Here is a 22,123-nt window from a genome sequence, read left to right on the forward strand (position 1 = left end):
TTCGCTCAGCGACGGCCGTTGGCCTCGTTGCGATAGGCCTTCTGCATGTTGCTGCGCTCGAGCTCGGCAGACGCCGCGGCGGCCGCGTCAGCCGATTTCTGGATGTTGCCCATGTTCGCCACCGCGGCAGCGGCCATCGCCGGATGGATGCGCGACATCTCGAACGGCCGATGCTCCAGCGTGGAGGAGATGCGCTCCTGCATCGCGACGAGATAGAGGTCGCGGATCTTGGGATTGTCCGCGAGGTTCTTGGCATAGTCCTGGGTGCGCCCCTTGGCGCCTTCCAGCTTCAATTGGACGCGGGTCGCGGTGCCCTTCTCTTCCGATGTGAGCTGCGCGGTGTAGCGGAACAGCTCCTCGCTCTTCCTGCGCACGATCCACACCACCTCGGTGTCGCTGGTGCGGACCGTGGTGTCGAGCGGCTGGCTCCCGAACACCTGGGGCGGCAGCTCGGTTCGCGCGAGGTCCTGCCGCGCCTGGCCGATCGGCACGGGATAGACCACGTTACCCTCGCCCGGATAGATGTAGTACAGATAGGCCGCCACGCAGGCGACCAGAAATCCACCAAACAATTCCTTCATCACCAATCTCCTTGCATGTGCGCGCCGGCCGTTACGGTCCGGCACGCGCGATCAATCGTCGACGCGGAACACCAGGCCCGACCCGAGGCCGCCACGCTGAACGTTGCAAACCGTGTCCTTGCCCGGACCGACGCGCTGCACGTCGAATTTGCGGCCTTCGAGAATTGCGGCGACCTGCTCCTGCACCGCTGGACGAAGCGGCTGGTTGAAAGCCGGCCGCTTGTAGAATTGCGAGCCGTCATACATCTCGCCGTTGCCGGCCGGAGGGATGCGGATCTCGACCTTGGTCTGCTTGTCGTTGAACGCGGTCAGCACCGCGGTGAACTGCACGACCTCACGGCCGCTGCTGTGAACCTTCCAGGTGACCTGGCGGTCGGGCACGCCGACCGGCGTCACATGCACGAGGATGCCGCACTGCTTGGCGTAGACCATGTCGGCAAATTTGTCGGCGAACAGACGGCGATAGGCTTCGCTGACGCTGACGTCATACACGCCCGGCGGCCGCTCTTCCTTGCAGCCGGCAAGGGCGAGCGCGCTGAGGACGAGCACCGCCCGTCCGATCCGCTTCATCGTCGATTGTTTCATGGCCACCCACCCCTGCTCGTTCGGTCGGCAGGATGGCGCGCAGCGTCGGCGAGAAAGATTAAAGGTCCTCCGCGGAATTCGGTTGCTTTCTTCGCGGACTGCAACCCGTCACGCGCCAAAACGTCGCAGCCGCCGCATCATGGTTAATGCTAACGATACGGCCCGACAGTGCGGCTAGTACCAGATCTGCATCGGCAGGCCGTGTGCGTCCATTGGCGGCGCCCCTTCCGGAACGCAGCCACCAGGCTCGCGCGCGGCAATTGCGACGGCGCAGGCATCCAGCACGTCGTCGCGCTTGGCACCGCGGCCAATCCGAGTCTCGGTCAGCCAGCGGTCGAGCTCGCGAAAGCCCGCGCGCCTGAGCAGCTTGCAGCGGAGAGCATCGCCCTCCTCCGACTTCTTGCGCGGCAACGGCTTGCCGCCGTTCAGCCGCAGGAATACCAGTTCGGGATGCACCTCGCGGATGTCGCGCGTGGCTTCGGCGCGGAGGAACGCGTCGACTTCCATGATCTTGTTGCCGAGATGCCAGAGTTGGCGCGAGACCTTCGTCTGACCGCGACGCTCCGCTTCCGCATTCGCGCGGTCCGGATCGCGAAACTCCTGCCAGAGCCAGCGCCGCGCGCCGGTGAAGACGCGCGAGGTGTGCGGCCGCAAGCTCGCGCGCGCCAGCAGATCGCAGTCACGCCTGCCGTCTTCGGTCATGCCGATCGGGATGTCGATGCCGGCGCGATCGAACGGACGCGCCAGCGCTTCCGCGATGTCGGTGTGGAAGGAGATCGTCCGACGGTCGCCGTCGATCGAGACGGTGACCCAGCCTTTGGAAAATCCGTCGAGGCCGACCGCCCTCAACCGAGATTCAATTCCTTGAAGAAGTCGTTGCCCTTGTCATCGATGATGATGAAGGCCGGGAAGTCGACCACCTCGATACGCCAGATCGCTTCCATGCCGAGCTCGGGATACTCGACCACCTCGACCTTCTTGATGCAGTGCTCGGCGAGGTTCGCCGCGGCGCCGCCGATCGAGCCGAGATAGAAGCCGCCGTGCTTCTTGCAGGCCTCGCGCACCGCGACCGCGCGGTTGCCCTTGGCGACCATCACCATCGATCCTCCGGCAGCCTGGAACTGGTCGACGAAGGAGTCCATGCGGCCGGCGGTGGTCGGGCCGAACGCGCCGGAGGCGTAGCCGTCGGGCGTCTTGGCGGGACCGGCATAGTAGATCGGATGGTTCTTGAAGTAATCCGGCAGCGGCTCGCCCTTCTCCAGCCGCTCGCGCAGCTTGGCATGCGCGGAGTCGCGCGCCACGATCATGGTGCCGGTCATCGAGACGCGGGTCTTGATCGGATATTGCGACAGCGTTGCAAGGATCTCCTTCATCGGCTTGTTGAGGTCGATCTTCACGACCTCGCCGCCAAGCGACTGCTCGACCGCGGGCAGATACTGCGCCGGATTGTGCTCGAGCTCCTCGAGATAGACGCCGTCCTTGGTGATCTTGCCGAGCACCTGGCGGTCCGCGGAGCAGGAGACGCCGAGCCCGATCGGCAGCGAGGCGCCATGGCGCGGCATCCGGATCACGCGGACGTCATGGCAGAAATATTTTCCGCCGAACTGCGCGCCGACGCCGAGCGACTGCGTCATCTTGAGGATTTCCTGCTCCATCTCGACATCGCGGAACGCATTGCCGTCGGCCGAGCCGTGGGTCGGCAGCGCGTCGAGATAGCGCGCGGAGGCGAGCTTCACGGTCTTCATGCAGAGCTCGGCCGAGGTGCCGCCGATCACGATCGCAAGATGATAGGGCGGGCACGCCGCGGTGCCGAGCGTCAGCACCTTCTCCTTCAGGAACGCGAGCAGACGATCCTTGGTCAGCACCGAGGGCGTCGCCTGGAACAGGAAGCTCTTGTTGGCTGAGCCGCCACCCTTGGCCATGAACATGAACTTGTAGGCGTCATCGCCCTCGGCGTAGATCTCGCACTGCGCCGGCATGTTGTTGGCGGTGTTCTTCTCCTCATACATCGACAGCGGCGCGACCTGCGAATAGCGCAGATTGCGGCGCAGATAGGCGTCGCGCGCGCCCTCGGAGAGCGCGGCCTCGTCGTCGCCGTCGGTGATGACGTTGCAGCCCTTCTTGCCCATGATGATCGCGGTGCCGGTGTCCTGGCACATCGGCAGCACACCGCCGGCCGCGATGTTGGCGTTCTTCAGGAAATCGAAGGCGACGAACTTGTCGTTGTCGCTGGCTTCCTTGTCCTCGAGGATGTTGCGGAGCTGCTTCAGGTGCCCCGGCCGCAGATAGTGGTTGATGTCGCCGAACGCGGCCTCGGAGAGCGCGCGCAGCGCCTCGCGCGACACCACCAGCATGTCCTTGCCCAGCACCTTCTCGACCCGGACACCCTCGGCGGTGACCTTCTTGTAGGGCGTCGTATCGGCCCCCAGCGGGAACAAAGGGGTGTGCTTGTAGGGCGGAACGGGCTTCTGCTGGTCGGGGAAGGCGGTTGGGGCGTTCATGGGCTGCTCGTCGGTTGGAATGGCCGGATGACCCGCAGGGGCGCCGGCAACGTAGAGCCGTTCTAAGCCTTTTGCCGACAAAAGGAAGGAACAAGGCGCCGGGAACGCCCCACGGAACGCTCATGGCTCCCGGCCGCCCCACGCAGCAATCCATGTGGGATGCTTCACAAGTATATAATCTAAGGTTGTGCAATGATGAGCTCCCATGCACCGACCAAGGGAGGCCATCATGAAGACCGGACTTTTCGTCTCGCTCGCCGCGCTGGCATTGCTGATCGCAATCCCCTCCGGCGCCAATGCCGTCGTCGGCCAGAAATGCGGCGGCATCGTCCCGCTGCAGTGCGGGTTCGACGAGTATTGCCAGTTCAAGCCGGGCACCTGCGGCCGCGGCGACCAGATGGGCATCTGCGCGCAAAAGCCGACCGTCTGCACCAGGATCTTCAAGCCGGTGTGCGGCTGCGACGGCAAGACCTACGGCAATGATTGCGAACGCCAGGCCGCCGGCGTCTCCAAGCTGCACAACGGCAAGTGCAAGAAGCCGGCCTATTAGCCTTCCTGCGCCCTGATCCGGCTAGGCGTGGACGGTCCACCGTGACTGCGTCACGCAGTCATGGCACGTATTGACGCGCCTCGCGGGAGCCTGCATGAACCTTCGCGCATTTCATGCCGCGGGGGTATTCATGACCGGATCGTTGCGCCGACATCTGCCGTGGAGCATTAGCTCCCTTCTGCCGGCTGCGCTGCTGGCGTTCGCCGCGAGCTTCGCCGCGGCGCCGGCGCATGCCGACCCCTGCGCCGATATCGCCAAGCAGCTCGCCGGCCAGATCGATGGGCTGAAGGTCAATTTCACTGCGGCCAATATCACCTACCTGAAGCATCCGGCGGCCAGGGAGCTGTCGATCGGCTGCCGCGGCAAGGACTATTCGACCGAGCTCTACGCCAAGACCGACCGCAAGATGAAGCCTGAGTTCTTCAACCTGGTCGGCGCGGCCACGGCGCTGATCTTCACCGTGCCGAAGGACGACGCCACGACCGGCACCTCGCGCTGCCTGAAGCGGATGGGCATCCTGCGCGGCAACACCATCACGATGCGCTATCGCCGCCTCAACCTGGAATGCACCCGAACCAGGACCGAGGCCTCGATCACGGTCCGACGCGGCAGGGACGAGTGAGCCGTCAGGCTTCCGCGGTCACCCGGCCGATCGCATCGACGATCTTGCCCCAGCCCGGGGTCATCATGTCGAACGCGTAGCGGTTGCCGGGGAACACGAAGCCGTCGTGCACCATGTGGACCCTGGTGCCACCCTCGACCGGCGTCAGCGTCCAGGTCACGACCGAGTCGAGTTTCGAGCCGTATTCCGGATTGGTATCGGCGCCGCCCTTCCAGGAATAGCGCAGCAGCCGCGGCGGCTCGCAGTCGAGCACCTCGCAATGCACGACGCCGTCCCAGTCGCCGATCGGCCGGGTGCGGAAATTGAACTTGTGTCCGACGGTCGGTTCGAAATCATTCGGCATCAGCCATTTCACCAGCAGCTCGCTCGTGGTCAGCGTTCGCCAGATCTTGTCGGCGGCGTAAGGCAGCACCTTCTCGACGGTGATCGCGTGCGTCTCACTCATCACTCACTCTCCTTCAACAGTTTCTCGAGATTTTCGAAACGCTCCTGCCAGAACGTCTGGTAGTGGCCGAGCCAGTCGATCAGCGGGCCGAGCCCCTTCGGCGCCACGCGGTAGTGGATGTGCCTGCCCTCGCGGCGCTCGGCGACCAGCCCGGCATCGCGCAATGCGCGCAGATGCTGCGACACCGCAGGCTGCGAGACCTTCGAGCCCTGCACCAATCCGGTCGCGGCCACCTCGCCTTCCCGCGCGATCCGCTCGAACACCGCGCGGCGCGTCGGGTCCGCGAGGGTCTTCAGGACATTTGTCAGCTGCACGGCTGCGGTCATGCCGATATATAAGTAAACACTTATATGAATGTCAACCCCGTGCGATGCAGGAACGCACCGCCCGCTCCGAAAGTTGATGATCGCGGTCGCGAGCTTGCCGGAAAAACAGTGCGATAATCGCGGCCGGAATCGCGCGGAGCCGCCAATGATCGCAAAGCTCCTCATGCAGAACACCTTCTTCGTCGTCGCCATGGGCGCGCTGCTGTTCGCCGCCGCCGGCACGACGGATTGGCCGGGCGCATGGGCCTATCTCATCACCTCCGCGGTACTCGGCCCGGTCTGCGGGCTGTGGCTCGCCAAGGTCGATCCTGCCCTGCTCGCCGAACGGATGCGGTTCACTGCGCGCGAGGGTCAGCCAACCGAGGACAAATACTTCATGCTGGCGATCATGACCCTGATCGTGCTCTGGCTTGTCGTCATGGGGCTCGATCGCAGGTTCACCGGCGCCGGTGCCGGCGTCACCCTGATGGTGCTTGGTCTTGTGCTCTACCTGATCTCGACCGTGCTGATCCTCTGGGTGTTCCGCACCAACTCCTTCGCCGCGCCGGTCGTGAAGGTGCAGGCCGAGCGCGACCATCAGGTGATTTCGACCGGCCCCTACGCGCTGGTCCGCCATCCCATGTACACGAGCATCATGCTGTTCTTCATCGGCGTCCCGCTCTCGCTTGGTTCCTGGTGGGGCCTGGCGTTCGTGCCGCTGTTCTTTGCGATGTTCGCATTCCGCACGCGGATCGAAGAGCGCACGCTGGTCGCGGGACTGCAAGGCTATGCCGACTACAGGGCGCGGGTGCGCTATCGCCTCGTGCCGGGACTTTGGTGAACGCGCTGTGGCGAGGTGATCATGGCAGACAGCAAGACCTACACCGGCGGCTGCCATTGCGGTCAGGTCCGGTTCGAATGCACCACCGACATGGCAATGGTGACGGCCTGCAACTGCTCGATCTGCACCAAGAAGGGGCTGCACTTCGTGTTCATGCCGCCGTCGAGCTTCCACCTGCGCGCGGGGGCCGAGAACCTGAAGGAATATCTGTTCAACCGCCACGCCATCCACCACCAGCTCTGCGTCGATTGCGGTGTCGACGTCTTCGCGCGCGGCAAGAAGCCCGACGGCAGCGACATCGTGGCGCTCAACGTCAGCTGCATCGACGGCGTCGACTTGTCGAAGATCGCGATGACACCGGTGGACGGGCGGAGCCGATGACACACTGTCATTCCGGGGCACGCGAAGCGTGAGCCCGGAATCCCGAGATTGCAGTGCGAGATTCCGGGCTCGATGCTGCGCATCGCCCCGGAATGACGACTGCTAGATATCCAGCGCCTTGTAGCGCCGGAAAATCCCCTCCTCGTTGAACGGGATCCGCCGCTCGCTGGCGAGATAGGCTTTGATGTTCGGCCGCTCGGCGACGCGGTCGCGTAGCGCGATCAGCCGCGGCACGTTCTTCTCGAAAGCCGCCATGCGCTTCGGGAAGGCATAGCGCAGGCCCTCGACGATCTGGAACAGCGACAGGTCGACGTAGGTGACGCGACGCCCGGTGACGAAAGCGCCGCCATTGGTTCGAACAAGATCCTCGAAATAGCCGAGATATTTCGGCACCCGCGAGTCCCAGAACTCCTCGGTGCGTTTCTTCGCCGGCGCCTTCTGGTCCTCGTAGTAGAGCGACGGCCCGAGCGGATGATGGGTGTCGTGAATCTCCAGCACGAAATCGGCGATCGTGAGCTGCAGTTGGTGCACCCAGAGCTCGCCGCCCTCCGCCTTCGGCGCCAGGCCATGGCGCGCGCCGAGATAGAGCAGGATGTTGGCGGTCTGCCCGATCACGAGCTTGCCGGCCTTGAGGAACGGCGGCGCGAATGGCGGCGTGCCCTTGTGTGCCTCCATCATCTTCGTCATCGCGCCCATGCCGGCCTTGCCGCGCGCCACATCTTCATAGCCGGCACCGGCATCCTCCAGCGCGAGCCTGACATATTCGCCGCGGCCCTGGATCATCGGCCAGTAGTAAAGCTGATAGCGCATCCGTTCACCTCCGCGGCGTGCACGCCGCTTGTCATTTCGCTGACATCGTAGCCGTATCGGTGTCGCATCGTCGAGCGCGCACGGGCTGTCTGTGCGAACCGCGCCGAGGCTGCTAAGGTTCCAAACGTCGAATCCTTCGATGGGGAATCATCTCATGGCCGATAGCAAGAAGAAGCGGGGCGGCGCCGATCGCGCCTTGATCGCGCTCAGCGAGTCCTACGAGGACGCGTACTGGTCCAAGAAATTCAAGATCACGCCGGCACGGCTGAAGGCCGTGGTCAAGAAGGTCGGCCATTCCGCCAGGAAGGTCGAGGCCTATCTCAAGGAGCAGAAGCACAAGGCCGCCGACCGCGCGCGGATCGCGATCAGCGAGCCCTACGAGGTCCGCTACTGGTCGAAGAAGTTCAAGGTGACGCCGGCAAGGCTCAAGGCCGCGGTGGCCGAGGTTGGCCACTCCTCGAAGAAGGTCGGGACCTATTTCGCGGCCAAGAAGAAAACCGCGAAGAAGAAGGCGGCCAAGAAGACGGTCAAGAAGACCGTGAAGAAGACGACCAAGCGCAAGAAGGCGGCTTGAGCAGTCGCCGCAAAACGAACGGCGCCGAGACGGCGCCGCTCAATAATCTTGGGGCTCGATAACCCTGGGACTCAATTCGCCGCGAAGCAGTACATCAGGCCGTCGCCGCCGGTGCTCTTCAAATCCGCCTGCGAGCAGCCGCCGTCCGGGCCGCGCGACGGATGGGACATGTTCCAGGATTTCGACGGCTCGTCGTCGCGCAGGCCCTTGCGGTCGAAATGCCCGACCATGGCGGCGCCCTGCGTGCTGCTCGTCCAGTTCTTGCAGGTGCGATCCTCGCCGGCCGCAAACGCGGTGCCGTCGGCCTGCGAGCCCGTCAGCACGTCGTGGCGGTTCGGCGTGTCGCCGGCGCCGTTGACGACGTCGCCCTTCTCGGACAGTGCGGTCTGTTTGGTGAGATTGTTGCCGGCGCTGTGCAGATCGGCGACATCCTTTGCGACCACGACGCCCTTGACGTTCTTCCACGGGCCCTTGCCGATGCGATCGCGCGCGTTCTCCGCGGGCTTGCCGTCGGCCGCCTGGGTCGACAGATAGGCCTTCCAGGTCTTCGGCGCGCCGAACCCTGCCGCCTGCGCCAAGGTCTGGCAGTGATTGTCGGCGCCGGCGAGCCCGCCGAGATTGCCACCATTGCCGATGCCGTTGCTGGTGAGGAAGAAGCTGGTGTCGGCGGTCTGCGCCATCGCCGGCGGCGCGGCGATGACCGCAATCGCGAGACACGCAGGAACTGCAATCAGAGCCTTGATCTTCATGTCGTCCTCCCGATGGTTGTTATAAGTCCGCTGAGATCAACCCGCGGCTTCGGCGGATATTCCCGCGCCGCGTCACGCCAATGACGCCCAAAAACAAAAGCGCCGCGGGGTGAGCCGCGGCGCCTTGCATTTGCTGATGACGGGCAATCGATCAGTTGGTCTGCTGGATCGCCGAAAGTTCCCAATTGCCGCCGCGCTGGCGCACGAAGGTCCAGACCTCCGTGACTTCCTGCGGCTGCTCGCCGCCGCCGACCAGACGGCCGGTGCCGCGCTCGAGCATGGTGTCGACCAGCGAGAAGCGCATCGCGACCGTCGCATATTCGCTCTCGCCTTCGCGCCAGGCCTCCGCCAGGTCGCCCTGCAGCAGCTTCACAGCGGTCACCTTGTTGGTGACGTTGCGCGCCTTGTTCTCCTCGAGGTCCTTCGAGAAGTACGACACCATCTCGGGCGTCGCGAGCGTGTGCAGCTTCGCGATGTCCTCGTTCGACCATGCGGTCTGGACGTCGCCGAGCAGCCGCTCGAACGCCTCATAGTCGGCGGGCGCGATCTCGACCGGCGCGTTGGCGCCGCCCCCGAGGCCAAAGCCGAAGCCGGAACGATAGTTCGGCTGCGGGCCACCGGGGCCGACGTCAGGGCCGCTGGCATAGGCTGCGGCCGGCGCGTTGCGGCGCTGCCACCACGACATCGCCAGACGGACCACCAGCACGATCAGGCCGATCTGCAGCAGCAGGCCGAGGATCGACGACAGGCCGCCGAGGCCGGAGAACAGGCCGCCGCCGAACAGCATGCCGAACAGGCCGGCGCCGAGGAAGCCGGCGGCGAGGCCGCCGAGCAGACCACGGCCCATGCCGCCACGGCCGAACAGGCCGCCGGAATTCGCCGCCGCGGGCGCACCCATGTTGGGGCTGCCGGGCTGGCTGAAGGTACGGTTCATCGGCGCGGCCGTGCCCGGCGCGGTGTTGGTCGAGGGCGGCGCGGAGAAGGTGCGCGAGCCGCGCGAACCGCCGCCACCGACGCGTGCATCGGCCGCCGAAACGGTCATCACCACGGGCAGCGCCAGCGCCATCGTGACGGCGATCGCCCGAACCATTCCACGCGTGCGTTGCGAGAATTTCATATCGGTTTCCTCAAAGGATTCCCCGCCATGGGGAAGCGCCCCTAAGATGGGCAGGGCCGGTTAAAAGTGAAGCAGGAAACCGGAACCACGGCTGCGGCCCTCGGTCGCGGAGATGTGACACTATGGTCCTTGTGGCTGCGACGGCGTGTCCTACGCCTCGATGCGGCCGCAGATTTCGCGGCACGCCCTACTTCGCAACCATGGTTTCCTTCACCGCGGCGACCAGCTGGGTCAGGGTGAACGGCTTCGGCAGGAACGCGAACTGCTGGTTCTCGGGCAGGCTCTTCTCGAAGGCATCTTCGGCATAACCGGAGACGAAGATGATCTTCAGTTCCGGATTGCGGCCGCGCATTTCCTTGAGCAGCGTCGGCCCGTCCATCTCCGGCATCACGACGTCGGAGACGACGAGATCGACGGCGCCGTCCTTCTCCTCGAACGCCTCCAGCGCCTCGACGCCGTTGGCAGCCTCGATCACGCTGTAGCCGCGCGAACGCAGGCCGCGGGCATTGAGCGCGCGCAGGCCGTCCTCGTCCTCGACCAGCAGGATGGTGCCCTGCCCGGTGAGATCGGGCTTCGGCTTGGCGGCTTCAGCCACAGCCACGCTGTCTTTGGCCGCGCCGTTGCCGGCGTGCGCCTCCGTTGCAGCCTCCTGCTCGGCATGATGCCGCGGCAGGTAGATGCGGAATGTGGTGCCCTCGCCCGGCACTGAATCGACATAGACGAAGCCGCCGGTCTGCTTGACGATGCCGTAGACCGTGGAGAGGCCGAGGCCGGTGCCCTTGCCGACTTCCTTGGTCGAGAAGAACGGCTCGAAGATCTTGTCGATGATCTCATGCGGAATGCCGGTGCCGGTGTCGGAGATCTCGATCTTGACATAGTCCGCCGCCGGCATGCCCTTGTTGGCGAGCTGCGCGGCTTCCTCGGTCGACACGTTGCCGGTGCGGATGATCAGCTTGCCGCCGTCGGGCATCGCATCGCGCGCGTTGACCGCGAGGTTGACCACCACCTGCTCGAACTGCGAGACGTCAACCTTCACCGGCCAGAGGTCGCGGCCGTGCACGAGGTCGAGCTTGACCTTCTCACCGATCAGCCGGCGCAGCAGCATGGTGAGGTCGCTCAATGCATCGCCGAGATCGAGCACCTGCGGCCGCAGCGTCTGGCGGCGCGAGAACGCGAGCAGTTGCCGCACCAGCGTCGCGGCGCGGGTCGCGTTCTGCTTGATCTGCATGATGTCCTGGAACGACGGATCGGTCGGCTTGTGCGCGTTCAGCAGGAAGTCGTTCGCCATCATGATGGCCGAGAGCACGTTGTTGAAATCGTGCGCGATGCCGCCGGCGAGCTGGCCGACCATCTCCATCTTCTGCGACTGGTTGATCTGGTTCTCCAGCGCGCGCCGCTCGGTGGTCTCGAGCATGTAGACGATCGCGGTCTCGGCGTCGCGCTCGTCCTTGCCGACGGTGGTGACGAAGAACTGGGCGAAGCGCTCCTTGGCGCCGTCGAGCATCACCTCGACAGGCTGGATGTCGCCCTGCCCCTCGGCGGCCTGGTTGATCGCGGCGATCAGGAGGCCACGGTCGCGCGGATTGACCGCATGGAAGATCGACTTCGCCGCGCCGCCGTCGCCGTTGAGGCCCTGTGCCAGCTTGGCGTAGCGGGCATTGGCACCGACCACGTTGCCGCCGCGATCCACGGTCGCGATCGCCATCGGCGTGTGGTCGAAGAAGCGCATGAAGCGCACCTCCGCCGCGTGCTCCGGATCGGAACGCTCGTCGCGGGCGCGGCTGATCACCAGCGTGCGCGAGGCGCCCGCCGCGCCGTCGGCGCCGAAAGCGAGCTTGTGATAGAGCCGCACCGGCACGGTCTTGCCGCCGCGCATCCGCAGGTCGATGTCGAACACCTCGGTCTTGACCTCGCCCGGCACCGGCTGGATTCCGGCCAACAAAGCCGCGCCGTCGCCGGAGACGATGTCGGACAGTTTCAGGCCGCCCGAGCCGATCTCGGCGAGGTCGTAGTCCAGCCAGTTCGCCAGCGTCGCATTGACATAGCCGATCTCGCCGGCCGGATTGACCGAGAAGAAGCCGCACGGCGCGTGGTCGAGATATTCGATGGCGTGCCGCAGCTCCTGGAACACGTCCTCCTGGCGCTCGCGGTCGCGAGTGACATCGGCGATCGACCACACCGCATATTTCGCATCCCGCTTGCTCTCGCCGAGCGGACGAACCCGGAGCCGCAGCCAGCGGCCCTGTCCGTTCTGGCTGCCGTCCGGCCCGGCGATTCGGACCTCCTCCTGCTGCCGCTTGCCCTCGCGCGCGGCCTTGAGCAGGCGGAACACCGCCTCGGAGACGTCGGGGTTGCCGATGAAGACGCGCTCGACGGGGCGGACCTCCTGCGGCGAGGTTGCACCGGTCAGCGTCAGATAGGCGGCATTGGAATACACCACATGGCCGCGCGAATCGGTGACGACCAGCCCCTCCTGGGCGTGATCGGCGATCCGCCCCATCACCGGGTCATCGATGGCGCGGTCGGAGAAACGGATGATGCCGGCGGCGAAGGCGAACAGGTTGAACAGCCCGACGGTGGCGAGCAGCGCCAGCACGCCGAGGATATAGGGCTGCGCCTGGCTGCGGCCGATGGTCATCAGCCAGACCGCCACGGCGACGATGCCGGCCGCGATCAGCAGCACCAAGAGGATGCTGCCGCCCCGCCGCACCGGCCCGTGAGCCACGAATGGCTCAGTCGCGGAATGATCGTTGCTGTCGGCGGTCATCTGGAGAGACATGGCTCGTCTGCATCACGAAGGCGTCCGGTCCGGCCGCCTTGCCCCTGAGTGCCTGAATCGGACCCGAAAACGCAAGTCCATCAGGCGGCTATTTCGCAAAATACGCGCATTTCAAGCGGATTTCCGGCCCTCACTGCCGCATTCCGGACAGCCCCCGCCGCAGCCGCATCACGTAGCCGATGATTTCGGCGACCGCATGATAGTGCTCGACCGGGATTTCCTGGTCGACCTCGACGGTGGCGTAGAGCGCGCGGGCCAGCGCCACGTTCTCCACGATCGGGATGTCGTGCGCCTTGGCGAGCTCCCTGATCCGGAAGGCGAGGACGTCGACGCCCTTGGCGACACAGATCGGCGCCGTCATGCTGCGGTCGTAGGCCAGCGCCACCGAGAAGTGGGTCGGGTTGGTGATGATCACGGAGGCCTTCGGTACCTGCGCCATCATGCGCTTCTTGGCGCGCTGCACCCGCAGCTGCTTGATCCTGCCCTTGACGTGCGGATCGCCTTCCGACTGCTTGAATTCCTCTTTCATCTCCTGCAGCGACATCTTGTGCCGCTCGTACCAGGTCCGGTACTGGAAGAAATAGTCGCCGATCGCGACCGCGGCGAGGATCGCCACCACCGCCGCCATCAAGTGCACCGTCATGCTGGTGATGGCGGGCAACAGCTCGGCCGGATCGACGCGCAGGAACGCTTCCATGCGCATCCGCTCCGGCCACAGCACCACCACCATGACGGCGCCGAGCGCTATCAGCTTGAACAGGCCCTTCAGGAAGTTCGCTACCGCCTGCTTGCCGAACAGCCGCTTGAGGCCGGCGCCCGGCGAGATCTTGGAGAGCTTCGGCTTGAGCTGCTCGCCCGACCACACCAGGCGGTGCTGGATCATGTTGCCGGCGATCGCGGCCAGCGCCAGCAGCAGGAACGGCACGCCGACCGCGGCGATCACGGCATAGCCGATCGACTGGGTCAGCTGCATCAGGCCCGGGCCGTCGGTGCGGATCATCCAGGAATTGGCGATCAGATTGCGCATCGGCATCATGATGCCGCCGCCGACCGAGCCGGAGAATGTCGACAGCACCAGCGTGGCGCCGGCGATCACGAACCAGGTGTTGACCTCCTGGCTCTTGGCGACGTCGCCCTTCTCGAGCGCTTCATCGAGCTTTTTTTGCGTAGGGTCTTCTGTTTTGTCTTCGGTATCGTCAGCCAATTGCTGTCTCCTATCGCATTGGAGCGAGCTGGCGCATGACGCCGAGGAAATAGTCGAGATAGGTGCCCATCATCGCGGCGAGCACGACGGCGAAGATCACGAAGCCGATCATGATCGAGAGCGGCACGCCGACGAAATAGACCTGCATCTGCGGCATCAGGCGCGCCAGGATGCCGAGCCCGATGTTGAAGACGAGGCCGAACACCAGGAACGGCGCCGAGAGCTGCAGGCCGATCTTGAAGGCGGCGGCAAAGGCGTTGGTGGCGAGCGCGGCGACGTCGCCGGTCGGCATCAATTCACCCGGCGAGAAGATGCGGTAGCTCTCGCTCAGCGCCGCGATGACGAGGTAGTGGCTGTCGGTGGCGAACAGCAGCGTCAGGCCGAGGATGGTGAGGAAGTTGCCGATGATCTGGCCCTGCTGGCCCTGGGTCGGATCGACGGCGGTGACGAAGCCGAGCCCGAGTTGCTGGGCGATCACCGAGCCGGCGACGTTGAGCGCCGACAGCGTCACCCGCGCGGTCGCGCCGAGCACGACGCCGATGATCAGTTCATGCACCATCAGGACGCCGAGCGAGGTGATCGACGTGACGTCGACATGATAGGCATTGCGATGCAGCGGCAGGATGATCAGCGTCAGCAGCAGTGCGATCGACAGCTTCACCCGCGCCGGGATGTTGGTCTCGCCGAAGCCGGGCAGCAGCATCACCATCGCGCCCACGCGCGCGAAGACCAGCACGAAGATGGCGGCCAGCGCCGGCAGCACGGAGACGTCGAGGCGCATGACCCGGTCATCTTGAAGCGCGAGGTGACTCGCGCCTCAGCTCCTTGTTTGAGCACGATCGCTCCGGAAAGCCGCTTCGCACCTTTCCGGATCATGCTGTAGTGCCTCAACCGCCGATGATTCGCGACGAAATCCGCATCATGTGGCTGTGCAGCGAATCCGCCATGAACGGCAGCGCCAACAGCAATGTGACGAAGATCGCGAGGATCTTCGGCACGAAGATCAGCGTCTGCTCCTGGATCTGCGTCAGCGCCTGGAACAGCGACACCACGACGCCGACCACGAGGCCGACCACCATCAGCGGCGACGACACCACCACGATGGTCCAGATCGCATCGCGCGCCACGTCGAGGGTTTCAGGGCCGGTCATTGCTGTTCTCGCTGTTCGATTTTGTACCGTCGTTCCGGGGCGATGCGCAGCATCGAACCCGGAACCTCGAGATCCCGGGTTCGATGCTACGCATCGCCCCGGGATGACGTCGCAAGCGACGTCAAATCGGCATCTTCATGATGTCTTCATAGGCCTGGATCACGCGATCGCGGACCGAGACCAGCGTCGACACCGCGACGTCGGTCTCCGCGACCGCGGTCACCACGTCCATCACGTTCGCCTTGCCGGAGGCCATCGCAACGGTCTGCGCGTCGGACTTCTTGCCCGCCTCCAGCACGCTGCCGACGGAGTCCTTCAGCAGCGCGCTGAATGACGGGCCGGCGGTGGCCTGGCCCGCCTTCTCGGCGCCGCCCCGCTCCATCATCCTGGCGAGGCTGGCATAGGCGTTGGCGGCGACGGTCGGTGAAGCCATGATCTACGATCCCTGTTCTCGTTGTCTTCAGGACTTGAGGATGTCGAGCGTGCGCTGGATCATCCGCCGCGTCGCGCTGATGATGTTGAGGTTCGCCTCGTAAGAGCGCTGGGCATCCCGCATGTCGGTCATCTCGATCAGCGGATTGACGTTGGGATATTTGACGTTGCCCGATGCGTCGGCGGCCGGATTGCCCGGCTCGTGCTTCATGCGGAACGACGACTGGTCGGGCCGGATCTTGCCGAGCGTCACCACCTGCGCATCGAGGGTACGGTCGAGCGTGGAGGAGAAGGTCGGCACCTTGCGGCGGTAGGGATCGCCGCCCGCGCCCTGCGCCGTCGAATCGGCGTTGGCGATGTTTTCCGAGATCACCCGCATCCGTCCCGCCTGCGCGCGCAGACCGGAGGTCGCAATGCTCATCGAGCGGGCGAAATCGCTGGTTCCGTCGGCCATGGTCTACTCCTTCCGGTGCTTCAGCGCTTGCCGATCGCGGTCTTCAGCATCCCGAGGCTGCGGGTGTAGAGCGAGGTCACCGCCGCATAGTCCATCTGGTTGGCCGAGACCTTCAGCATCTGTTCTTCCAGATTGACCGCGTTGCCGGCCGGCCGGGTCTGGAAGCCGCTCCTGCCGCGGTCGTTGTCGAAGGTCTCCACCGCGCCCGCCGCCGCCATGTGGGTGGTGCTGGTCTGCATCATCGGCAGCGTCCCGAAGCCGCCGCCGACCGTGGCGCCCGCCTTGTCGAATTTCGGCTCGACCAGGTCGCGCGGCCTGAAGTTCGGCGTGTCGGAGTTGGAGATGTTCTCGGCGAGCACGCGCTGGCGTTCCTGGTGCCACTGCATCTTGGTGCGCAGCGCCGACAGGATCGGGAGATCGTTCATGGACATTGACGCCGCTCCGTTAACCTTTGGACGGACCCTTGCGCTTCCTTTGGGCCGTCAGAGGTAGGCAGAATTTGCCCGGTGTATGGTTAACGCTTGGTTAAAATGCCGGCCTGATCCGTGGAGAACGTCTTAACCGAGGCGTGCGAGCGCATTTTCGCCACGATGGCTGCGTTAACCAGCACCGGCCAAGCAAGCGTGGGGCGCTGAGAAGTCGTTTTGGGACAAGCGATTCTTGGTTTATTAATAGAACGGTCGGCGGTCACCGCCGCGGGGGATTAAGAATTGAGGCGAATCTCGGGCGCGATTCGCTTTGCGCAAACAGCACCATCAGTCCGCGCTCGCTGAAGACGGAAGCTGAGGAAGGCCACATGGCCGGGGATTCCAGTATGCAGACAGTGACATTCGTGGTGGCGTTCGTGGCCGTGCTGGCGCTGATCCTGGTCGCCGGCTGGCTGCTGCGCCGCTTCGGCACCAGTCGCCTCGGCGCCAACGCCAACCGTGGACGGATGCCGCGGCTGGCCGTGATCGACGCCGCCGCCGTCGACGGCCGCCGCCGCCTGGTGCTGGTTCGCCGCGACAACATCGAGCATCTGCTGATGATCGGCGGCCCGACCGATATCGTCGTGGAGCCGAACATCGTCCGCGCGATGCCCGGACGCGACCAGATGTCGACCCGCCCCGCGGTTGCTCCCGACGCCGCGCCGCCGCGCGTCGCGCCACTGCCCGACGCGGCCTGGAACGAGAGCGAGGCCGCCCGCACCGAGAATTTCGACGAGCCGGAGCTGCCGCCACGCCCGCCGCGCCCGGCTTTCGCCGACGAGCCTCGCCGTGCCCCGGAACGCCGCCCCGATCCGCTCGCGGGCTTCTCGCCCGAGCCGGTGGGCGCACGTCCCGAGCGCACCGAACCGCGCCCCGATCCGATGCCCCCGCGGTTGCCGCCGCGCAGCGAACCCTTGGTCCCGCGCCCGCCGCGCGCCGCCGAGCCGCCGAAGATGCCGCCGCCGCTGCGCACGACCGAGCGTGCCGCTGCGCCGCCCCCACCGCCGCCGCCTCCTCCTCCGGCTGCCGCAACGCCGGCTCCTCCGCCCCCGGCATCGAGCGCCGACGCCAATCTCGCCGAGATGGCGCAGCGGCTCGAGGCGGCCCTGCGCCGTCCGTCCGGTGGCGGCGAGCCCGTCGCGCCACCGGTCGCCCCCGAAGCGCCGCCGGCCCGTCCGGCTCGGCTTGAGCCGGCTGCACCGCCGGCTGCCCCGGCGCCGCAGAAGACCGGGTTCGAGAATCTCGAGGACGAGATGGCCTCGCTGCTTGGCCGGCCGAAGAACTCTTCGTGAGGTTCCAGGCAGTCCCGCGTAGAGTTTTTTTCATCGCTGTCCTGATTGCCGCCGGGTCCTTCGCAGGTCCCGCGATGGCGCAGGACATCAGCATCAATCTCGGCGGCGGCAATGGCGGCGTCACCGAGCGCGCGATCCAGCTGATCGCGCTGCTCACGGTGCTGTCGATCGCACCGTCGATCCTGATCATGATGACGTCGTTCACGCGCATCGTGGTGGTGCTGTCGCTGCTGCGCACCGCGCTCGGCACAGCGACCGCGCCGCCGAACTCGGTGATGATCGCACTGGCGATGTTCCTCACCGCCTTCGTGATGGGGCCGGTGCTGCAGAAATCCTATGACGACGGCATCAAGCCCTTGGTCGCCAACCAGATCGGCGTCGAGGAGGCGCTGCAGCGCGCCTCGGTGCCGCTGCGCGGCTTCATGCAGAAGAACGTCCGCGAAAAGGACCTCAAGCTGTTCATGGACCTCTCCGGCGAGCCGCCACCGGCGACGCCGGAGGAGATGTCGCTGCGCATCCTGGTGCCGGCCTTCATGATCTCCGAGCTGAAGCGCGCCTTCGAGATCGGCTTCCTGCTGTTCCTGCCGTTCCTGATCATCGACCTCGTAGTCGCCTCGGTGCTGATGTCGATGGGCATGATGATGCTGCCGCCGGTCGTGGTCTCGCTGCCGTTCAAGCTGATCTTCTTCGTATTGGTCGACGGCTGGTCGCTAGTCGCCGGCAGCCTGGTGCAGAGCTACGGGGGGTAGCCCCGCGGAACGCTCATGGCCGCGGCGCTGGATCGGCCGCGTCGTTGCACTATCATGCGCGACACCGCATCCGGGGATCAGCGTCCATGCAGCAGCCATTCGACCGCGCCGCAGAAGATCTCGGCAATTCGATCCACCTCGAACATGTCAACGTGCAGGTGCCCGATCAGCGCCTCGCAACGCTGTTCTACGTTGCCGGCATTGGGCTGACGCGCGATCCCTACCTGATGGTGTCCGACACCAACATGTGGGTGAATGTCGGCCGCAGCCAGTTTCACCTGCCGAGCGGCCGGCCGCAGCTGTTGCGCGGCCACACGGGAATCGTGATCGCCGGACGGGAGGCGCTGCTGGCGCGGCTTGCCGCGGTTGCGCCCAAGCTCGAAGGCACCGCCTTCGCCTGGCACGAGCGCAATGATCACGTCGAAGCCACCTGCCCCTGGGGCAACCGGCTGCGCTGCTATGAGCCCGACTCCGCGCGCTTCGGCCGCATCACGCTCGGCATTCCCTATGTCGAGTTCGACGTGCCGCGCGGCACCGCCGAGGCGATCAGCCGGTTCTATCCTGACGTCATGGGCATCCCGGCGAGCGTTGCGAACGGCGACGGCACGGTGGCGCGCGTCAAGGTCGGCAAGGACCAGTATCTCCAGTTCCGCGAAAGCGACGCAACACAGCCGGAGTTCGATGGCCACCACGTCCAGATCTACATCACGGACTTCTCCGGCCCCTACAACCGGCTGCGCGAACGCGGGCTGGTCTCGCGCGAGGACAACCAGTATCAGTACCGCTTCCGCGACATCGTCGATCCCGCCGACGGCAGGCGGCTGTTCACCGTCGAGCACGAGGTGCGCAGTGCAACGCACCCGATGTATCTGCGGCCGCTGATCAACCGCAACCCGGCACAGACCAACCGCACCTTCGCGCATGGCCACGAGCAGGCTCCCTGGGCGATGGGCCCGGATCAGTACGACGGATGACGGCGCCGCCCCGAGTCATCATCCACAAACCGAGAACCCACGAGACGACATGCTTGCTTCGCAACGCCACCTGTTCGATGTCCCGCGCGACGTCTGCTACCTCAATTCGGCTTCGTACAGCCCGCTGCCGCTGATAACGCTGGAGGCGGGCCGCGCGGCGGTCGGACGCAAGGGCCGGCCGTGGACGCTGGATGCGGGCTTTGCGCACCGCCAGCACGAGCGCGCCCGCGCCGCGGCAGCGCGGCTGATCAACGCCGATGCCGACGACGTCGTGCTGATTCCGGCGATCAGCTACGGCGTCGCGACGATGGCCAAGGTGCTGACCATTCCGCGCAGCTCGCGCGTCATCGTGCTGGAGAACGATCATTCCTCGCCGTTGCTGGAATGGCACGGCCGCGCCGAGGCGCAGGGTTTTGTCGTCGAGACCGTGCGCCAACCCGCGGACGGCGATTGGACGTCCGCGGTGCTCGCAGCGATCGAGCGGCCCGGCGCGCCGCCAGTCGGACTCGCCTCGATCTCCTCGGTGCATTGGTCGGACGGCGGCATGATCGACGTCGACGCCGTGCAGGCCGCGCTGCGGCGGCACGGCGCGATGTTCGTGATCGATGCGACGCAAGGCGCCGGCGTCATCGCGATGGATGTCAAGCGGCTCGATCCCGACGCGGTGCTATTCCCGACCTACAAATGGCTGATCGGCCCCTACGGCCGCGCCTTCCTCTACGTGGCGAAGCGCCACCAGGGCGGCGTCCCGCTGGAGCAGACCTCGTCCGGCCGCCGCAACGTCAACTCCGAGAACCCGGTCTATTTCGGCGATCTCGGCTATGTCGACAACGCCCGGCGCTACGACATGGGTGAGCGCGATCATTTCATCTCGCTTGAGATGGCATCGATGGGCATGGAGATGATGGCTGACTGGGGCGCTGCCACCGTCGGCGAACGGCTCGCGATGCTGACGCAACGGATCGCCGACGGGGTGCGCGAGCTCGGCCTCAACATGCTCGACCACCGGCTGCGCGCGCCGCATATCCTGAGCCTCGGCAGCGCCGGCGGCATCTCGAAGGATCTGATCGCGCGCCTCGCCGCAGAGAATATTTACGTCGCACCGCGGCTCGGCCGGATGCGGATCTCGCCGCACGTCTTCAACGATGAGGAAGACACCGACCGCTTCGTCGCGGTGCTGGCGCAGAATCTGCGCTAACGCCGCGCCGCAACGACGCCAACCAGTTCGATCGCCAGCGCCGCGACCACCGCGGCGGCGCCGATCGCGAACAGCAGCGCATAGTCGCCGCCGCTGTGCGCGAACAGGTAGGACAGCCCGTAGGCGCCCGCGGCCTGGAACAGCGCGAAGGTCGTGGTGGCCTGCGCCCAGGCGGCGCGCTGACTCGCGGCGGAATGCGGGATCAGCTCGTGGATGCGGCCGATCACCAGCGGCACGATGCCGGGCGTGAAGCCGCCGACGATGAGGCTCGAGACGATCAGCGCGAAGGGCGACGCGCTGATGGCGGGGATTGCGACCGCGACGCCCTCGATCAGGAAGGCGACGCGAAGCGCCGCGGCAAAGCCTGCGCGATCGGCGAGATGCCCAGTCAGCAGCGGGCCCACGACCGCGCCGAGGCCGTACAGCACCCAGTAATGCGATCCCGCGGCGATCCCCTGCCCCAGCCCGCGCGCCACGTAGTCGACCAGGAACACCATGTGCGGCACCAGCGCCAGCGCGTTGAGGCCATATTCGACGCACAGCGCGATCACCAGCGGCGAGCGCACGCCATGCGCCGCGGCGTGATGCGTTTCGCCATCATGTGCCGCCGGCGCCTCGGCCGGCCATGCCTTCCAGCTCAGCAGCGTCAGCACCGCCGACAACAGGCCGAGGCCATTCCATGCCTGCTTGACGCCTTGCTGCAGCAGCAGCGGCACCAGCGTGCCCGACGCCGCAATGCCGAGCCCGACACCGGCGAAGATCACGCCGCCGACCAGGCCGCGCTTGTTCGGTGCCGTGTGCGGCAGGATGGCCGTCGCCGCCAGCACCATGATCACGCCGCCGGCAACGCCGGCCAGCACGCGGAAGCCGAAGAACCAGATGAAGGAGATCGGCACCGCGCAAGCAAAACAGGTGATCGCGGCGAGCGCCATCATGCTGCGCAGCGCCCACACCTGGCCGATCCGCGCGCCGAGATCGCGGGCGATCAGCGCGCCGGCGAGATAGCCGGCCAGATTGGCAGCGCCGAGATAGACCGCCTCCGCCGGCGTGAACCATTTTGCTGCGATCAGCGCCGGGATCAGCGGCGTGTAGGCAAATCGCGCCAACCCGAGCCCGACCAGCGAGGCGCAGAGCCCGGCGGCCGCCGCGAGCCACAGCGGCCTGCCTGCGTCCTGTTGGCTGGAGTGGTGACGGCGATGACGATCGACATTGGCGGACATCGACATGGCGTTAAGCCCTTCGGCAGTTCGTGAAAAATGATTAGTTCCGATCGCAGCGATCGTTCGCAGCGATGGTGGATGGGTCACCTCTTCCAATAGGGAGAGGTGACCCGATCGAAGTGACCAAGAGCGTCGTGTGCAG

General features: G+C 65.9%; 26 protein-coding genes. 9 read left to right on the forward strand and 17 right to left on the reverse strand.

The window, feature by feature from the left end; all coding sequences use genetic code 11:
• Positions 1 to 5 precede the first annotated feature (5 nt).
• The 4 genes from JQ633_RS29430 to JQ633_RS29445 all read right to left on the reverse strand — a co-directional run bounded on the left by JQ633_RS29430 (position 6) and on the right by JQ633_RS29445 (position 3,667).
• Complete coding sequence (locus JQ633_RS29430; protein WP_211988726.1) at positions 6 to 581, reverse strand: hypothetical protein; 576 nt, start codon at positions 579 to 581, stop codon at positions 6 to 8.
• A gap of 51 nt (positions 582 to 632) precedes the next feature.
• Positions 633 to 1,166, reverse strand: coding sequence for a hypothetical protein (locus tag JQ633_RS29435; RefSeq protein ID WP_211988728.1), 534 nt, complete (start codon positions 1,164 to 1,166; stop codon positions 633 to 635).
• A 174-nt stretch (positions 1,167 to 1,340) separates the two neighbouring features.
• Complete coding sequence (locus JQ633_RS29440) at positions 1,341 to 2,015, reverse strand: DUF429 domain-containing protein (RefSeq protein ID WP_211988734.1); 675 nt, start codon at positions 2,013 to 2,015, stop codon at positions 1,341 to 1,343.
• The gene (locus tag JQ633_RS29445) at positions 2,012 to 3,667 is read right to left on the reverse strand and encodes a fumarate hydratase (RefSeq protein WP_211988735.1); all 1,656 of its coding nucleotides are present in this window, start codon (positions 3,665 to 3,667) and stop codon (positions 2,012 to 2,014) included. Before JQ633_RS29445 ends, JQ633_RS29440 begins: the two co-directional genes overlap by 4 nt.
• A 229-nt stretch (positions 3,668 to 3,896) precedes the next feature.
• Here JQ633_RS29445 and JQ633_RS29450 point away from each other — a divergent pair, with 229 nt between their 5' ends.
• Together JQ633_RS29450 and JQ633_RS29455 are read left to right on the forward strand one after the other, a co-directional pair.
• Positions 3,897 to 4,217, forward strand: a complete 321-nt coding sequence (locus JQ633_RS29450) for a Kazal-type serine protease inhibitor family protein (RefSeq protein ID WP_211988736.1) — start codon at positions 3,897 to 3,899, stop codon at positions 4,215 to 4,217.
• A gap of 130 nt (positions 4,218 to 4,347) precedes the next feature.
• A complete protein-coding gene (locus JQ633_RS29455; RefSeq protein WP_211988737.1) occupies positions 4,348 to 4,839 on the forward strand; it encodes a hypothetical protein in 492 nt (163 codons plus the stop codon).
• Between the two features lie 4 nt (positions 4,840 to 4,843).
• Here the strand turns inward: JQ633_RS29455 and JQ633_RS29460 are convergent, their stop codons facing one another.
• Together JQ633_RS29460 and JQ633_RS29465 are read right to left on the reverse strand one after the other, a co-directional pair.
• Positions 4,844 to 5,284 carry an SRPBCC family protein gene (locus JQ633_RS29460; protein WP_211988738.1) on the reverse strand — a complete coding sequence of 147 codons (441 nt, stop codon included), beginning with the start codon at positions 5,282 to 5,284 and terminating at the stop codon, positions 4,844 to 4,846.
• Entirely contained in the window at positions 5,284 to 5,610 is a 327-nt protein-coding gene (locus JQ633_RS29465; RefSeq protein WP_211988739.1) for an ArsR/SmtB family transcription factor, read from the reverse strand. Before JQ633_RS29465 ends, JQ633_RS29460 begins: the two co-directional genes overlap by 1 nt.
• A 145-nt stretch (positions 5,611 to 5,755) precedes the next feature.
• On the opposite strand from JQ633_RS29465, the gene JQ633_RS29470 reads away from it, so the two are divergent.
• Together JQ633_RS29470 and JQ633_RS29475 are read left to right on the forward strand one after the other, a co-directional pair.
• A complete protein-coding gene (locus tag JQ633_RS29470) occupies positions 5,756 to 6,430 on the forward strand; it encodes a methyltransferase family protein (protein ID WP_211988740.1) in 675 nt (224 codons plus the stop codon).
• Between the two features lie 21 nt (positions 6,431 to 6,451).
• On the forward strand, positions 6,452 to 6,811 hold the full coding sequence (locus JQ633_RS29475) for a GFA family protein (RefSeq protein ID WP_211988741.1): 360 nt from the start codon (positions 6,452 to 6,454) through the stop codon (positions 6,809 to 6,811).
• 102 nt (positions 6,812 to 6,913) lie between these two features.
• On the opposite strand, the gene JQ633_RS29480 is transcribed toward JQ633_RS29475, so the two are convergent.
• On the reverse strand, positions 6,914 to 7,621 hold the full coding sequence (locus JQ633_RS29480) for a glutathione S-transferase (RefSeq protein ID WP_211988742.1): 708 nt from the start codon (positions 7,619 to 7,621) through the stop codon (positions 6,914 to 6,916).
• Between the two features lie 154 nt (positions 7,622 to 7,775).
• Between JQ633_RS29480 and JQ633_RS29485 the strand changes: the two genes are divergently transcribed.
• Positions 7,776 to 8,195, forward strand: a complete 420-nt coding sequence (locus tag JQ633_RS29485; RefSeq protein WP_211988743.1) for a DUF3606 domain-containing protein — start codon at positions 7,776 to 7,778, stop codon at positions 8,193 to 8,195.
• 71 nt (positions 8,196 to 8,266) lie between these two features.
• Here JQ633_RS29485 and JQ633_RS29490 read toward each other — a convergent pair whose 3' ends face one another.
• The 9 genes from JQ633_RS29490 to flgB all read right to left on the reverse strand — a co-directional run bounded on the left by JQ633_RS29490 (position 8,267) and on the right by flgB (position 16,512).
• Positions 8,267 to 8,944, reverse strand: coding sequence for a lectin (locus tag JQ633_RS29490; RefSeq protein ID WP_211988744.1), 678 nt, complete (start codon positions 8,942 to 8,944; stop codon positions 8,267 to 8,269).
• A 151-nt stretch (positions 8,945 to 9,095) separates the two neighbouring features.
• Entirely contained in the window at positions 9,096 to 10,061 is a 966-nt protein-coding gene (locus JQ633_RS29495; protein ID WP_211988745.1) for a Tim44 domain-containing protein, read from the reverse strand.
• A gap of 187 nt (positions 10,062 to 10,248) precedes the next feature.
• Positions 10,249 to 12,828, reverse strand: coding sequence for a cell cycle histidine kinase CckA (cckA, locus tag JQ633_RS29500; RefSeq protein ID WP_211988996.1), 2,580 nt, complete (start codon positions 12,826 to 12,828; stop codon positions 10,249 to 10,251).
• A gap of 142 nt (positions 12,829 to 12,970) precedes the next feature.
• Entirely contained in the window at positions 12,971 to 14,044 is a 1,074-nt protein-coding gene (gene flhB, locus JQ633_RS29505) for a flagellar biosynthesis protein FlhB (RefSeq protein ID WP_211988746.1), read from the reverse strand.
• A gap of 10 nt (positions 14,045 to 14,054) precedes the next feature.
• Positions 14,055 to 14,825: a flagellar biosynthetic protein FliR gene (fliR, locus tag JQ633_RS29510; RefSeq protein WP_211988747.1), complete on the reverse strand. Its 771-nt coding sequence runs from the start codon at positions 14,823 to 14,825 to the stop codon at positions 14,055 to 14,057.
• A 106-nt stretch (positions 14,826 to 14,931) separates the two neighbouring features.
• Complete coding sequence (gene fliQ / locus JQ633_RS29515; protein WP_139484865.1) at positions 14,932 to 15,195, reverse strand: flagellar biosynthesis protein FliQ; 264 nt, start codon at positions 15,193 to 15,195, stop codon at positions 14,932 to 14,934.
• Between the two features lie 121 nt (positions 15,196 to 15,316).
• On the reverse strand, positions 15,317 to 15,628 hold the full coding sequence (fliE, locus tag JQ633_RS29520; protein WP_211988749.1) for a flagellar hook-basal body complex protein FliE: 312 nt from the start codon (positions 15,626 to 15,628) through the stop codon (positions 15,317 to 15,319).
• A 27-nt stretch (positions 15,629 to 15,655) separates the two neighbouring features.
• Positions 15,656 to 16,081, reverse strand: coding sequence for a flagellar basal body rod protein FlgC (gene flgC / locus JQ633_RS29525; RefSeq protein WP_211988751.1), 426 nt, complete (start codon positions 16,079 to 16,081; stop codon positions 15,656 to 15,658).
• A gap of 20 nt (positions 16,082 to 16,101) precedes the next feature.
• Positions 16,102 to 16,512, reverse strand: coding sequence for a flagellar basal body rod protein FlgB (flgB, locus tag JQ633_RS29530; RefSeq protein ID WP_211988753.1), 411 nt, complete (start codon positions 16,510 to 16,512; stop codon positions 16,102 to 16,104).
• Between the two features lie 383 nt (positions 16,513 to 16,895).
• Between flgB and JQ633_RS29535 the strand changes: the two genes are divergently transcribed.
• The 4 genes from JQ633_RS29535 (at position 16,896) to JQ633_RS29550 (ending at position 20,761) form a co-directional block, all read left to right on the forward strand.
• Positions 16,896 to 17,840, forward strand: coding sequence for a flagellar biosynthetic protein FliO (locus JQ633_RS29535; RefSeq protein ID WP_211988756.1), 945 nt, complete (start codon positions 16,896 to 16,898; stop codon positions 17,838 to 17,840).
• Positions 17,837 to 18,589, forward strand: a complete 753-nt coding sequence (gene fliP, locus JQ633_RS29540; protein WP_211988762.1) for a flagellar type III secretion system pore protein FliP — start codon at positions 17,837 to 17,839, stop codon at positions 18,587 to 18,589. The genes JQ633_RS29535 and fliP overlap by 4 nt, the downstream gene beginning before the upstream one ends.
• An 86-nt stretch (positions 18,590 to 18,675) precedes the next feature.
• Complete coding sequence (locus JQ633_RS29545) at positions 18,676 to 19,563, forward strand: hypothetical protein (protein ID WP_211988763.1); 888 nt, start codon at positions 18,676 to 18,678, stop codon at positions 19,561 to 19,563.
• 49 nt (positions 19,564 to 19,612) lie between these two features.
• The gene (locus JQ633_RS29550; protein ID WP_211988764.1) at positions 19,613 to 20,761 is read left to right on the forward strand and encodes an aminotransferase class V-fold PLP-dependent enzyme; all 1,149 of its coding nucleotides are present in this window, start codon (positions 19,613 to 19,615) and stop codon (positions 20,759 to 20,761) included.
• On the opposite strand, the gene JQ633_RS29555 is transcribed toward JQ633_RS29550, so the two are convergent.
• A complete protein-coding gene (locus tag JQ633_RS29555; protein WP_211988997.1) occupies positions 20,758 to 21,981 on the reverse strand; it encodes a YbfB/YjiJ family MFS transporter in 1,224 nt (407 codons plus the stop codon). The two genes, JQ633_RS29550 and JQ633_RS29555, sit on opposite strands and share 4 nt — an antisense overlap.
• Positions 21,982 to 22,123 lie beyond the last annotated feature (142 nt).

It is taken from the genome of Bradyrhizobium tropiciagri, from assembly GCF_018130505.1.
In the GTDB taxonomy this organism is placed as follows: domain Bacteria; phylum Pseudomonadota; class Alphaproteobacteria; order Rhizobiales; family Xanthobacteraceae; genus Bradyrhizobium; species Bradyrhizobium tropiciagri_B.